This window comes from Falsochrobactrum shanghaiense (assembly GCF_003149535.1).
GTDB classification, from domain to species: Bacteria; Pseudomonadota; Alphaproteobacteria; order Rhizobiales; family Rhizobiaceae; genus Brucella; species Brucella shanghaiense.
In genome coordinates, this window is sequence record NZ_QGDB01000011.1 from 23,237 (window position 1) to 36,892 (window position 13,656).

Genomic DNA, 13,656 nt, shown 5'->3' on the forward strand with positions numbered 1-13,656 from the left:
CGGGCCCCACGTTGGGAGCTGTGGTGAAATTGCCGCCCAAACCAAAGGCTGTTGGTTTCCATGCGGAACTGAGCCAGTTAAGTGCATAATTTCCGTTGAGAATTGAGCCATGTGAACTCCCCCCAACGCGGTAAGCGATGGGGAGGCAACGGAGTGATCCATATGGGACTTTTAAATATTATTCGGCGGATGGCGCTGCGCGATAAGCAGTCGGTCCGAGAGATCAGCCGACGCACCGGGCTGTCACGCAACACGATCGCAAAATATTTGAACGCAGGTACGATCGAGCCAAGCTTCACGGTACCAGACCGCCCAAGCAAGCTTGATCCTTTTGCGGATAAACTTTCTGCTTGGTTGAAGACCGAGGCGGGGAGGTCACGCAAGCAGCGACGAACACTGAAGCAGCTTCATGCCGATCTGGTAGCTCTTGGCTTTACCGGGTCATTTGGGCGGGTTGACCGGCAACGTGAGCAGCAGACGACGGGCTGCGGCATCTTCGTTCCGCTTTCTTTCCGCCCAGGTGAAGCTTTCCAGTTCGATTGGAGCGAGGACTATGCCGTGATCGGCGGCGAGCGCACGAAGCTCCAGGTCGCACATATCAAGCTATCGCACAGTCGGGCGTTCCTAATCAGGGCTTACCTGCTGCAAACGCATGAGATGTTGTTCGATGCCCATTGGCAGAGCTTCAGGGTGTTTGGCGGGGTGCCCGCGCGGGGAATATATGACAACATGCGCACCGCAGTTGATCGCGTCGACCGCGGCAAGGAGCGGCAGGTTAATCTCCGCTTCCTCGCGATGACGAACCATTACGTCTTTGCACCAGAGTTCTGCAATCCTGCTGCGGGTTGGGAGAAGGGTCAGGTCGAGAAAAATGTTCAGGATTCTCACCCCCGCCTATGGCAACAGATGCCAGACTTCCCGGATTTGGCAACGTTGAATCTCTGGCTGGAACAGCATTGCCTGGACTTGTGGCAGGAGACACCACACGGCAGCCTCTCCGGTTCGATCGCAGATGTGTGGGCTGTTGAGCAGGCCGCGTTGATGGCCTTGCATGCCGCGTTCGGCGGTTTCGTCGAGCAGAGCAAGCGGGCGTCACCGACATGCCTGATCACCTTCGAGCGTAATCGTTACAGCGTACCAGCATCATTTGCGAACCGGCCTGTCAGCCTGAGGATTTATCCCGAACGACTGGTCGTTGCAGCCGAGGGCAATATCCTTTGTGAACATCCGAGAATCATAGAACGCAGCCACGACAAACCGCCAAGGACAATCTACGATTGGCGGCATTACCTTGCCGCTAGCCTTTCGGCAACTTCAAGACCAGATGCTCCGCCGCCTTGGTGGTGATCGCGAGATGGCCGATATCCTTGCTCTTGTGCTTCATCACGACGAACAGATTGTCGTTCGAGCTGTAGAACTGGCTCTCGATCAAGGCGTGGCAACGAAAACACATGTGCTCAACCTGCTACATATGCTAATCGACGGAAAGACGACCGACGCCCAGTGCCCGGCAGGCAAAAATGATCTGTAAACATATCGTATAGAATTCCAATGATACGCTTGGAGATCAACGTCGTTGCGTTTCGCGCAGAATATGATACCTATTCAGATCAATTGATGAATAATGATCCGCAAAGGCATCACATGAAGGAGGAAGCAGAAATACTGGGGCTGATCGGCGACCATTTTCGCCGCGCTCGGCTGGCTATGGGTATGACCCAGGCGCAAGTGGCCGATCTCGCCGGCATTTCACGGCCACGCTACCGGGATATCGAGACCGGGGCTGCGGCTGCGCGCACCACGACATTGATCAACATTGCCCGGGCGCTTGGGCTGGAAATGATGCTGGTCCCGCAGGTGATGGTGCCCGCGATCGAAGCGCTTCTGCGACCCGAAGCCGCAGACGATCAGCCCGCCTTTAGTCCACAGCCGGAGAGTGACGATGACAGCCACCCGTACCGCTGAGGCCATCACTTCGCTCGATGTGTTCCTGAACAGCAATAAGGTCGGCATGATCGTCAGGACGCCGGGTGATTTCAACGCCTTCAGCCTTGATCCGGTCTATCGCGCAACCGGCGGCATTCCGGTTCTGAGCTTATCGCTGCGCGCGGCATCAGGGGGCTTGCGCAAGGATCCACGGCCTGTCGCAAGCAGCCTGCCACCTTTTTTTGCCAACTTGCTGCCCGAAGACAGGCTGCGTGATGCGATGGAAAAGCATCATGCGGGCCATGTGCGACCGGGGAACGATTTCGACCTCCTGGCCACACTTGGCGCGGACTTGCCGGGGGCTGTGCGGGTGCTGCCCAGTGAAGGGCAACCCGGTATCACAACGGCACCCATGCAAGGCCAGCCCAAGGCCCGCTTCTCATTGGCAGGCGTGCAGATGAAGCTCTCGGTGATGAAGAACGCCGGCAAGGGCGGTGGACTGACCTTGCCGCTCGGGGATGGCCAGGGGCAGTATATTGCAAAATTTCCCTCGGCCGCCTTTCCGGGCGTGTCGGAGAACGAGTTCGCCAATCTCGCGCTTGCCGAAGCGATCGGCATGGATGTGCCCACACGTGAACTGGTCAGCAGAGACCAGTTTGAGGGCATTCCCGAAGAATTTGAGACGCTTGCAGAAGGTCTGGTTCTGCTTGTTCGACGCTTCGACCGTGGGGCAGATGGGCAACGCATCCATATCGAAGATTTCGCGCAGGTCTTCGGCCTCTATCCGGCGCGCAAATATGACGGAGCAGCCTCCCACGACATTGCATCGGCCCTAAATGTGGCAATTTCGCCGTTCGCGGCTCTGGAGTTTGTCCGACGGCTGACCTTCTCGGTGGTCATGGGCAATGGCGATATGCATCTCAAGAACTGGTCGCTGATCTATCCGGGCGACGGCAACATGCCTGCTCTTGCACCGATCTACGACATGCTTTCGACCGTTCCCTATATTCCGGCCGATGGCCTGGCGCTGTCTCTGGGCGGCGAGCGGGCCTTCAAGGGCCTGATCCCGGCCCGCTGGAAGGCGTTTGCCAATAGGGCACGGCTGCCGGAGCCTGCTGTCCTGAAGGCGGTTGCCGAGACGGTGAAGCACATCGATGCGAAATGGTGGGCGCTTCCGGAGCGCGAATTGGTCCCGTCGGCCGTGCTGGAACGGATCGACGCCCATGTAAAAACCATGATCCCGATCCTAAGCGACTGATCCGTGCCAGACACAACAGGGCGTGGAGGCTGGAGCCTTCCCACAGGCATGAAAAAGGCTCCGACCTTGTGGTCGGGGCCTTTGTACCGTGCCTCATTCGCCGCGGCGACCGCTGGCGCTGACCGTTCTGCGCTCCTATGGCCGCGTCTGTGCCTCAAGCTGATCCGATGCCTGGCCGCTGTCTGCACCATTTTCCTGACAAAAATGGAAAATGATCCGTATCCGCTTCTGATCGCCATCAACGGATCATTGCTGTTCAGGTGCGTGCAAAGCCGTCAGGCCGGCTGCAACTGCGCTGATCACCGAGAAGATGAGCTGCCATGTTTCAGACGGTATCATGTGCTTGACAATACCGAGCGTCGCGTCAAACCCGGCCATACCCGTCGGAGCGACGAAGGCCAGAGCAATCAGCAAACGCGCCCAGATCGGACGGACCAGCATGAGCAGGCCCTGAGCGACTGCCAGTGTCAAACCGGCGGCGATAAGACCGACGACGATGCCGCCGAGCCAGCTAGCCCCTGTACCATAGGCCCAGATGCCTGCTTTCAGGCCGATGAAGAACGGCAGGGCTCATATCACGAGAAGTCGCCGATCTCGCAATCCCCAACGGTTTAGCTTTTGATGAAGATCGCAAGCGCATGTATTTTGCAGATACCCGCGCCTATACGATTTGGATGCGCGATTACAGCGTTCAAGGCAGTGCAGAACCTGTCCGGCAAGCCCGGAAAATAGGTGCCCCGGTTAAAGCGCCGATCTGGTTGGATCAGATCGGCGCCTCAGGCTTTTGTTTAAACACGCAGGTTTTCCACGCCCCGCCGTATTCGCTTGAGCGTATCGTCGAGTTCAGCCGCCGTAATGACAAGCGGCGGCGAAAAGCTGATGCTCGATTTGCCTTTGAAAACCGTCGAAACCCCCTGCCTGCGCAGTTCCGCAAGCAGGGTTCGAGCAAACTTCTCATCGGCGTCAAAACCCAGCGCCGATGGATCAAGCTCGATGGCCTGAAGCAAGCCCTTTCCGCGCGATCCGACAATTGCCGGGACGGCTTGCGCAATCTCCGCGACCATGCGGGTAAAATCTTCTCCCGCCCTCGCCGCCCAATCGACCAGATTGTCGCTTTCGATAATCTCCAGCGTCGTCAGGGCCGCGCGCGTGGTCAGTGGATTTTTCTCATGCGTATAATGCCCCAGATTGAGTTCGGGAGCGATGTTGAGCCGTGCATCGGCAATGACGGCGGCAATGGGCAGCATGGCACCGCCCAGCGCCTTGCCCAGAACCACAGCGTCAGGGACAGCACCCACATGCTCGAAGGCGAAAAATTTTCCGGTCTTGCCAAGCCCGGAGGGGATCTCATCGAAAATCAGGAGCGCACCATATCGGTCACACAGGCGGCGCACTTCAGCCCATAGGCCGTCCGGCGGTATATGGCAGTTGGAGCGGATAGGTTCTGCTATCACGCAGGCAATACCGCTTTGCGAGTTGGAAAGAATTTCCTCGATCTCCGCCAGCATCCGCTCGCCGCCGCCCGCAGCCCAATAAGGCGTCACATGATGACGCCCCGCCAGCAGAGGCCCCAGACGCTCATCGGTATCGCAAGCGGACAGGCCGAAAGCACCAAAGCCGTGTCCGTGATAGCTGCCGCGCAGCGAAATTGTTTCATGCCGTCCGGTTGCCACACGCGCAAGCTTCAGCGCGATTTCGATGGCGTCCGAACCGCTATTGGCGAAAAGCACCTTCGCGACCGGACCGGGCCAGTGCCCGAGCAGCTTTTCAGCCAGTTCAACCGCCGGTTGGTTGGTGAACCGGCGGGGACTGAACGGAAGCTCGTCAATCTGCGCTTTCAACGCCTCAACCAGCACCGGATGAGCATAGCCGATATGATGCGCTGTATTACCATGCAGATCGACCAGTCGATGGCCATCCATCTCTTCCAGCCAGATGCCGCCCACAGAACGCAAGGCCGACTGGCAGGGGGATGAGCCTTCCTGATGAAAAAAGGCCAGGCTGTCGCGTTCGACCAAAGTGCCGGTCATGATGTTTGCTCCTGATGCATAAGGAAATTCTGATCCCGTTTTCGTCGCCTCTTCATTTGAGGCTTGCGCTCGATCAGCCAGATAAGGGCCATGGCCATCAGCGCGATTGCGAGCAGCACCACGCTTTTTGCCCCCGCATAGCCGAATTCACCGGATGCAGCGTGATTGAAGATCGCAACCGATGCCAGCTTGTGATTGCCCGACACCAGAAAGATGACCGAGGAAAGCGTCGTCAACCCATCGATGAAGACATAAAGCGTGCCGAGCAACAACGCTGGCTTGAGCATTGGCAGGGTGACGCGGAAAAACCGCGAAACCAGCCCCGCCCCCAGGCTTTCCGCCGCTTCGTCCACAGCCGGATCCAGCCCTTGCAGCGCCGCACGCGTTGCAAGAATGCCGACAAAGAGGTTGGAAAACAGAATATTGATGACGAGGATCGCCGACGTGCCGGTCAGCGCCAATGCCTTGATGCCAAAAGGCAGATTGAAGGCAATGATATAACCTATACCAAAGATTATTCCGGGCAGAATGGCAGGCGCAAGGGCGATGAAAAAGATGATATTGGCGCCCGGCGGACGCAGCCTTTCTATCACATAGCCGACAAGAATTCCCATCAGCCCGCCGATTGGCGCTGCGATGCCGGCGATCACGACACTGTCCCATACGAGGCCCAGCCCCCGATCCGAACTGCCGTAGCCGGAACCCCCAAGCCCGACATTCACGCCTTCGGATGTGAAATAGCCGAGCGTAAAACTCCAGTCCACGCCCCATATCCGCGTCACCGCGCCAAGCGCCATCGTGCCATAAACGGTAGCAATGATGAGCACGATCGTACCGGTGAATGCCGACAGGCCAATGCGCCACGAGACGGGAATGGCCAGATCCGCAGCACGCCCGCCGCCATTGCTGACATAACGCTTGCGGCGGCCGAAGGCTTCCAGAACCAGATAGAGCAGCAATGATGGAACGAGCAGCCAGACACAGATTGCTGCCGCCAGCGGTGTATTTTGATAGGCGGTGATCTGATCATAAATCACCCCGGCCAGAACGGGCATATCGCGCCCCAGCAGCATCGGATTGCCGAAATCGGTGAGGCTCAGAATAAAAACCAACACTGCTGCACGTTTGAATGCGGGCCAGTACATCGGCAGCGTGACATGAGTGAAGCTCTGCCCGTGACGAGCACCAAGACCTGCGGACGCTTCGTGCAGATCGCCGTTATGCTTTCGCATGACATTGTCAAACACGATCAGCGCTGGCGGAATGAAAGCCAGGGTCTGCGCCATCAATATGCCCGCAAAACCATAGAGATTGGTTTGCTCGGCATCGATCAGGCCCAGCCATTGATCGAGCAGCGTATGCGTTACAAGCCCTCGCCGCCCGAAAAGCATCAATGTAGCGGTGGCTATGAGGACGGGCGGAGCAACGAGCGGCGTCAGCAGCACGGCACGCGTCAATTGCGGCCTGCGGACCGCTCCGGAATTGATACTGTAAGCCAGCGCGAAGGCGGCAGCGATCGTCGTGATCGTCGCACATAATGCAAGGCTGAGACTGTTCCAGGCCGCCAGCCTCAGATGTGATTTGCGGGCGACTTCCAGATAATGATCAAGGCCAAAACGCGATTCCGTGCCATTGCGCAATTGATCGAATTTTTCCTGCCCCAATGCATCCCTGACCTTGAAGGCCAGCGCAGAACGCTTGTGTTGCATGATATGGGCAAGCGGGTAGATCTCGTCAAAACGAGCGGCCTCGTCGGGCGTCAATCGGGCAATAGCCGCATCTGCATGACGTTTCTGTATATTATAAGCGGCTTTTCTATCCCAATCGACGGCTATGCCTGACAGCCCGAATGCGGCGGCGACGGCATCCACCTGCTCGTTCATCGTGGCTGTGGCAACCCAGCGCGCAATGTTCTTATCGCGCTCATCCGCGGGCATTGCATCAAGTGCTTCGCTCGTTACCACGCTTAACCGTTCCGGCGTCATGGGACCGCGGATATTAAAACTTTCCACCAGAACCGTTCCCAGCGGATAGGCGATGAACACCACCAGCAACAACGTGACCAGCGCGGACACAATAGTGGACGAGAGATTGCGTGACGATGCACCCATCACTTGCTTCCATCGGGCAAGGCCCAGGCGCGCGCCAGATTGGCCACCACGCGGACGGATTGCCCTTTTCTGTAACCGGCATGAGAAACCGAAGGCACATCGACAATCAGGTTCTGGCCTGTTTCCGCCACAACCTGCAGCCGCACGCTCGCACCGGAGAATGTCGCCATTTCGATCCGACCGGGGATACCGACCGATTTTGGGTCGGGCGACTGTATCGCCAGATGTTCGGGACGATAAAGCAGCGTAACGTCCTCGCCGATCCGCACGTCATCGGGCAGCAGCGCAGGCCAGATGGCGCCTTCGACATCGAGACCATGCTGCGTGGCCCTGCCTGTGACAAGATTGGACACCCCGACAAATTCCGCCACAAAACGGGTCGCGGGACGATGATAGATTTCCGATGGCGTGCCGACCTGCTCGATCCGACCCTGCGACATGACGGCAATGCGATCGGACAAGGCGAAGGCTTCTTCCTGATCGTGCGTGACGAATAATGTCGTTATGCCCAGACGATCTACAAGAGCGCGCAGATCAGCGCGCAGTTTTGACCGAATGCGGGCGTCGAGCGCGGACATGGGTTCGTCCAGCAACAGCACTTCGGGTTCCGAAGCCAGCGCTCTCGCCAAAGCCACGCGCTGCTGCTGTCCACCGGATAATTCGTGCGGGTAGCGATCCAGCAGGTGCTCAAGCTCGACCATCGCCGCCAGTTCACTGACGCGGGCCTGCAATCTGGCGCGCGGCATGGAGCGGATCATATTCGAAAAGCCGATATTCTGCGCTACGGTTTTTGTCGGAAACAGCGCATAGGACTGAAAGACAAATCCCATGCCGCGCCTGGCAGGGGGCTGCTGGGTAATATTCGCATCACCGCAAAAGATTTCACCCCGATCCGCACTGACAAAACCGGCAATAATCCGCAAGAGCGTGGTCTTGCCGCAGCCCGAAGCACCCAGAAGGGTGACGAATTCACCCTTGCCGAGCTCAAGACTGACATCATCAACTGCTGCATTTCCGGAAAATGTTTTCCGGATATTGCCTATGCGGATATGCGGCTGGCCCATAACGGGGGCCAGCTGCTCCAGCTTTTCGAGGGTCAGGCTTGTCATTGCTTGAGAATGCGCGTGGTAAATTCGGTGCGGAATTCATCGATATTCACCGGACGGCGCATATCCCACAAAGTGATGGTGGAAAGATCGACCAGACCGTAACCGGGCACCGCCGTCGCACCGACGATCTTGCCGAGTACTTCGGCTGCTTCCTTGCTGGCCATGAAATCGAGGAAAAGCTGTGCCTCGTCGGGATTAGGGCCACCCGCAACCAGTCCGCCGCCTTCCGTCACATTGGGCGTTATCCCGCCATAGACAACCTCGACAGGATGGCCGGAGGATTTACGCTCGAAACAGGTGGTGTCGAAGCTCAAGCCGATAGCCACCTCGCCGGATGCTGCAAGATCGGCTCCACCCGAACCGCCATCGGAATATTTGAAGACGTTTTCATTGAGATTTTCAATATAGGGCCAGCCGAACGCATCGGCAAAAGTCGTGAGAATTGCTCCGCCCGTGCCCGACTTGAGCGGAGAAGGAAGGGAGATCTCGTTCTTGTAAACGGGCTTGACCAGATCTTCCCAGGCCTTGGGCATCGGCAAGTTTTTCTCAGCCAGACGGTCGGTATTCACCAACATGCACATGGTGGTGGCAAAATGCTTGTTGTAGAAATTATCCGGATGCGTGAACTGCTCGCCAATGAGAGATTCTTTCGGTTCATACGGCTCAAAAACCCCGGCTTCGGTCAGCTGATCGAGAGCAGTATTGTTGACGAGATAAATGATGTCGGCCTGCGGGTTGGCTTTTTCAGCAATGGCGCGCTCGACGATCGGGCCGGTGGAGCCGGACACGAACTTGACTTCGATGTCGGGATGCTTGGCTTTGAATGCGGCGACAAGTGCCGTATTGACGTTGTCGGAGGCATTATAAATCATGACCTCCTTGGCAAGAGCGGAGGATGCCGATAATGCCAGCGCGGCAACCGTCAATCCGATAAGTTTCTTGTTGAATGTTGGGGTTGTCATTTTTCTCTCCTGCCATTCCTTGCGCGACACGCTTGGATGTGTTGATTATGGTATAAGTATCTCTTAGATTCATGACAGGCATGTGAAGATAAACTTATATCGAGGATTCAATTAATGAACTTTACGCAGTTGCGCGCCTTCCATGCCGTTGCCGTTACCGGCACATTTTCAGGTGCGGCGCAGACGCTGGGCGTCAGCCAGCCTGCGATTACGCAGCACATAAAATCGCTCGAGGAGAGCCTTGAGGCACGATTGTTCATCCGCAACGGTACCACCATTGAACTGACGGCCAATGCAATGGATCTGCTGCCAAAAGTGCGCGATGTCATGCTGACGATCGATGATATTGACGCGCGGGTGAAAAACGCCAGATCGCTGCGCTCCGGGCATCTGACCATCGGCGTCTGTTCGCCATGCGTGGTCATGCCGGTTCTGGAACGCTTCTTCCGGCTTCTGCCCGGAGTGCATGTGGATGTGCGGCTGGAAAACTCCTATCGCCTTCTGGATCTCGTCGCATCCAGCCGCGTCGATGCGGCCATGGTGACGCTCACCGAACCCGATCCGCATTTCACATGCCGTCATCTCATGGACCAGCGGGTGCTGCTGCTTGTCAATGAGCAGCATCCGTGGTGGGAGCGGACAAGTCTTTCAATCGACGAACTGGCAGGGCAGAGATTCATCCTGCGGGAAGAAAGCTCCATGACCCGGCAGCTATTCGAGCGCGCCGTCGCAAGCAAGCCGGAGGTTCTCGCCTCCCACTTTATCCTGAGCAGCCGTGAGGCGGTCAAGGAAGCCGCTGCTGCGGGGCTTGGCGTCGGCATTACGCTTAGCCGCGAACTGGGCTTTGACAGTCGTTTGCGGGGAATCCCGCTGGAAGACGTGGAATTCTCAGCCGGTGAATATGTCGTGGCTTTGCCCAAATTCGCGGAAAAAGGCGCTATACGCGAATTCATGGACATGGCGGTTGAGGTGCTGGCACATTGAGCACACCGGTACCGTAACCTTAACCTGTGCGTAGATGCGTGTTGATCTATGATGTAGTGATAGCGCAGATTACAGGTCAGCGATATCGCGCCAGATGATATTGGCGGTCTGGCGTAGTTCGCGGTGGATGGCAGATGTGAAACTGTTGCGGGAAAAATGGTGAAGATTGTAGATCGGGTCGTGAATGGATGCGAAACATTGCAAATGTCGCGTTGACTTGAAGCGCCTCATGCTACGTTCTCGTCGTCGGATGGGCTGATGAGAATTCTCGGCCCGGTTGTTCAAGCCTTTGTGCTGGCGATGATCACAGACCGTGAGACCGATCTCCCGATTGGCGGCATCATAAGAACCCAGTTTGTCCGTGACCATGACACGGGGAACTGCGCCCTGATCTGACAGTAACTTCCGAATGAAGCGCTTCGCAGCCTTGGTATCACGGCGTTTCTGGACCAGCACTTCAAGCACAAAGCCATCCTGATCAACGGCGCGCCGGCACCGTAACCTTAACTTTGTCGTAAATCTCAGCGGTGGATAAGAGGGCATGCTCGACAATCGCTCCTCACTTTATCACCGCCATCGCTTTCCACCTGAAATTATTGCAGAGGCGGTGTGGCTGTATTTCCGGTTTCCGCTAAGCTTTCGCATGGTCGAAGACACGCTGGCATACAGAGGGATCTTCGTCACCCATAAGACGGTGCGCGCATGGGCTGAAAAATTCGGGCGAGATTACGCCAATACAATCCGTCGCCGCACGCAATTATGCTCATCGAAGGGACAATAACGTAGCAGATGTGAAAATTTCGCGACAGAACCCGGAGGAATATCATCCGCTCAATTCGAACAAATAACCGCAGAAAAGAGACGATGAGGCGGAAATAAAGCAGGACAAGTCCAATAGTGATCTGCTTCGGTCTGCCGTGACGAGTTAATGTCTTGCGCAGAAAGCGCCAAACAATTTAGGACTGAAATGCAAGACCCGGCAACGCACGGTAGAATGGCCGATAGCAATGCCACGCTCGGCCATTATCTCCGTCAAATTACGCAGGTTCAGATTGCAGGCCAGATACCACCGCACACTGAGAAGGATAATGGATTTATCGAAATGGCGGCCTTTGAACATCGATTATACTCTGCTGATGTAAAGCCGAAATGCTGGCGTCATCAAGGGCGAAAAGTTGGCAACACATCCGTTATGCGTCGTGGCGGAGCATCGAAGACGCTCATATAATCGATTCTACAGTACCAGTCCAAGCGTTCGCAGCAAGACCTCAAATGTTAGCTTCGTGCTCTGATCTGATGATGCCTGGATGTGCACACCGCCCATACAGGACATCTTACGGACATTGCTAGGGCTATAACCGAATTGCTGCGTAAATGCCCGGCTGAAATTGGCAGCTGAATCAAAGCCGAGTGCCGCTGCCACATCGGTAATCTTTCGTGTATCGGAAATATCTATGAGCATTGCATGGGCTGCCGACAAGCGCTGCTGGCGGATATAATTCAGCACGCCCCCGGAACTTTCAAACATCTCGTAAAGACGCGTGCGTGAAATGGCCAGTTCCTTGCTCAGGGCATCGGGCGTCAGATCATGGGATGCCAGATTGCTCTGAATGAAACGTCTCGCACGAGTCATCAGGCCGATTTGCGAGATCTGATCATTCGTGCCACTTTGCCATACCAACGGTGCGATTGTATCAAAAATTATTTCTCGGAAACTATCTTTCGTGCTCGGCAGTTCATCGTTCGTCAGTTGGTGGAGACTGGCTTCCAGACTTGATACGAAGTCAATTAGCATTTTGGCGCGATGCCCCCCCAAAACCACATTGCTGCTAGCTGGCGGCAGACCCCCGCGGTCTGCAAAATGGTCGATGGGAATTATCAGGGACACAGAATCCGTTGCGGTGGCCCGTCCCCGAAAAGGCTGCCCGAGCGAACGAACTTCCACCGTCCCGGGCTCATTTTCAACAATATTCCCTTCAACTCCGGTCCAGCTATGGCCGGAATGAAGAAACGTGATCTGCCAATGGTCGATCGGGCTGAAACGCACCTTGTCCCACGAGCGCTCGTAATGGAAGGGCGGGGCGGATTGTTGAACCAGCAGCACACCTCCAAGATTCCAGACAGCCTGCTGGACAATAAAACCGCCCTCCGCACTAGCATTATCCGGCAAGTGCACATCAAGTAGCGGCGCCATATGCTGTTGCCAGACAGAAAACTGCTCGCAAGGTGGAAAATTTTCTGTCGTAAAATGTAGCGGAACCAACGCGGCTGTTAGAAGTGGTTCGGGAAATCTGGACAGCGGAGATAAGTGGAATTTCTGCCTGACTTCGGCTTAGATGCCGGGAACAGGAGATACCATGACGAGACGACCACGCCGGAACCACAGCCCTGCTTTCAAGGCAAAGGTGGCGCTTGCCGCCATTCGAGGCGAGCAGACACTGGTGGAATTGTCCCAGCAGTTCGACGTGCATGCGAACCAGATCAAGCAGTGGAAAGACCAGCTCCTTGAGGGCGCGACCGGCGTTTTCGGTGATGAGAACAAGGCGGAACCGGCAGGGCCAACCGTTGATGTCAAAACGCTTCATGCCAAAATCGGCGAACTGACGCTGGAGAACGATTTTTTGTCCGGTGCGCTCGGCAAGGCGGGATTGCTGGGCGGAAAAAAATGATTGACCGCGCGCACAAGCTGTCGGTTGCAAGGCAGGCCCGGCTTCTCGGCTTCAGCCGTAGCAGCGTCTACTATTCTCCACGATCAGTGTCGGACAGCGATCTGGCTTTGATGCGGCGGATCGACGAACTGCATCTCGACTACCCTTTTGCCGGAAGTCGGATGTTGCAAGGGCTTTTGAGAGGAGAAGGGCTGGAAACCGGGCGACTTCATATCGCGACGCTGATGAAGAAGATGGGCATTGAGGCAATCTATCGCCGCCCGAACACCTCGAAGCCAGCGCCAGGGCACAAAATCTATCCCTATCTCCTGCGCAAGCTGGCGGTCACCCGGCCCAACCAGGTGTGGGCAATGGATCTGACCTATATCCCCATGGCGCGTGGTTTTGTCTATCTCTGCGCCGTCGTGGACTGGTTCAGCCGCAAGGTTTTATCGTGGCGACTGTCGATCACGATGGAAGCGGCCTTCTGCATCGAAGCGGTTGAGGAAGCGCTGGCCCGCTATGGCAAGCCGGATATCTTCAACACAGATAGTCAGAAGATGATAGCCAGTTCCCGGGCGGTTTGTCTCAAACACCGATCGATCGCTTGGTAGGCTGGCGCTGCAAG

9 protein-coding genes and 6 pseudogenes are annotated in these 13,656 nt (G+C 56.4%); 7 read left to right on the top strand and 8 right to left on the bottom strand.

Annotation, left to right across the window (positions count from 1 at the left end; genetic code table 11):
* Positions 1–162 precede the first annotated feature (162 nt).
* The 3 genes and pseudogenes from istA to DKP76_RS17650 form a co-directional block, all read left to right on the top strand.
* Positions 163–1,501 (top strand): annotated as a pseudogene (gene istA, locus DKP76_RS17640) (IS21 family transposase); the annotation flags it as partial.
* Between the two features lie 143 nt (positions 1,502–1,644).
* Positions 1,645–1,965 carry a helix-turn-helix domain-containing protein gene (locus DKP76_RS17645; protein ID WP_109707989.1) on the top strand — a complete coding sequence of 107 codons (321 nt, stop codon included), beginning with the start codon at positions 1,645–1,647 and terminating at the stop codon, positions 1,963–1,965.
* Entirely contained in the window at positions 1,943–3,184 is a 1,242-nt protein-coding gene (locus DKP76_RS17650; RefSeq protein WP_109707981.1) for a type II toxin-antitoxin system HipA family toxin, read from the top strand. The genes DKP76_RS17645 and DKP76_RS17650 overlap by 23 nt, the downstream gene beginning before the upstream one ends.
* A 246-nt stretch (positions 3,185–3,430) precedes the next feature.
* Here the strand turns inward: DKP76_RS17650 and DKP76_RS17655 are convergent, their stop codons facing one another.
* Positions 3,431–3,655 (bottom strand): hypothetical protein, encoded by a 225-nt coding sequence (locus tag DKP76_RS17655; RefSeq protein ID WP_425349419.1) that lies wholly within the window; start codon positions 3,653–3,655, stop codon positions 3,431–3,433.
* 101 nt (positions 3,656–3,756) lie between these two features.
* On the opposite strand from DKP76_RS17655, the pseudogene DKP76_RS19895 reads away from it, so the two are divergent.
* A pseudogene (locus DKP76_RS19895) lies at positions 3,757–3,888 on the top strand (SMP-30/gluconolactonase/LRE family protein); the annotation flags it as partial.
* A gap of 84 nt (positions 3,889–3,972) precedes the next feature.
* On the opposite strand, the gene DKP76_RS17665 reads toward DKP76_RS19895, so the two are convergent.
* Genes DKP76_RS17665 through DKP76_RS17680 form a run of 4 tightly spaced genes read right to left on the bottom strand, consistent with a single transcriptional unit; the run spans position 3,973 to position 9,396 of the window.
* Positions 3,973–5,214: an aminotransferase class III-fold pyridoxal phosphate-dependent enzyme gene (locus tag DKP76_RS17665; protein WP_109707982.1), complete on the bottom strand. Its 1,242-nt coding sequence runs from the start codon at positions 5,212–5,214 to the stop codon at positions 3,973–3,975.
* Positions 5,211–7,325, bottom strand: a complete 2,115-nt coding sequence (locus DKP76_RS17670; protein ID WP_109707983.1) for an ABC transporter permease — start codon at positions 7,323–7,325, stop codon at positions 5,211–5,213. Before DKP76_RS17670 ends, DKP76_RS17665 begins: the two co-directional genes overlap by 4 nt.
* Complete coding sequence (locus tag DKP76_RS17675; RefSeq protein WP_109707984.1) at positions 7,325–8,434, bottom strand: ABC transporter ATP-binding protein; 1,110 nt, start codon at positions 8,432–8,434, stop codon at positions 7,325–7,327. The genes DKP76_RS17670 and DKP76_RS17675 overlap by 1 nt, the downstream gene beginning before the upstream one ends.
* Positions 8,431–9,396 (bottom strand): extracellular solute-binding protein, encoded by a 966-nt coding sequence (locus DKP76_RS17680; protein WP_109707985.1) that lies wholly within the window; start codon positions 9,394–9,396, stop codon positions 8,431–8,433. The genes DKP76_RS17675 and DKP76_RS17680 overlap by 4 nt, the downstream gene beginning before the upstream one ends.
* A gap of 114 nt (positions 9,397–9,510) precedes the next feature.
* Here DKP76_RS17680 and DKP76_RS17685 point away from each other — a divergent pair, with 114 nt between their 5' ends.
* The gene (locus DKP76_RS17685; RefSeq protein ID WP_109707986.1) at positions 9,511–10,380 is read left to right on the top strand and encodes a LysR substrate-binding domain-containing protein; all 870 of its coding nucleotides are present in this window, start codon (positions 9,511–9,513) and stop codon (positions 10,378–10,380) included.
* A gap of 69 nt (positions 10,381–10,449) precedes the next feature.
* Here the strand turns inward: DKP76_RS17685 and DKP76_RS17690 are convergent.
* Positions 10,450–10,869 (bottom strand): annotated as a pseudogene (locus DKP76_RS17690) (IS6 family transposase); the annotation flags it as partial.
* 52 nt (positions 10,870–10,921) lie between these two features.
* Here DKP76_RS17690 and DKP76_RS17695 point away from each other — a divergent pair.
* Positions 10,922–11,134: pseudogene (locus tag DKP76_RS17695) on the top strand (IS6 family transposase); the annotation flags it as partial.
* A 177-nt stretch (positions 11,135–11,311) separates the two neighbouring features.
* Here DKP76_RS17695 and DKP76_RS19515 read toward each other — a convergent pair.
* Together DKP76_RS19515 and DKP76_RS17705 are read right to left on the bottom strand one after the other, a co-directional pair.
* Positions 11,312–11,500 (bottom strand): annotated as a pseudogene (locus DKP76_RS19515) (IS6 family transposase); the annotation flags it as partial.
* A 114-nt stretch (positions 11,501–11,614) separates the two neighbouring features.
* On the bottom strand, positions 11,615–12,679 hold the full coding sequence (locus tag DKP76_RS17705; RefSeq protein WP_245410278.1) for a helix-turn-helix transcriptional regulator: 1,065 nt from the start codon (positions 12,677–12,679) through the stop codon (positions 11,615–11,617).
* 58 nt (positions 12,680–12,737) lie between these two features.
* Here DKP76_RS17705 and DKP76_RS17710 point away from each other — a divergent pair.
* Positions 12,738–13,600, top strand: a pseudogene (locus DKP76_RS17710) (IS3 family transposase); the annotation flags it as partial.
* Between the last annotated feature and the right edge of the window lie 56 nt (positions 13,601–13,656).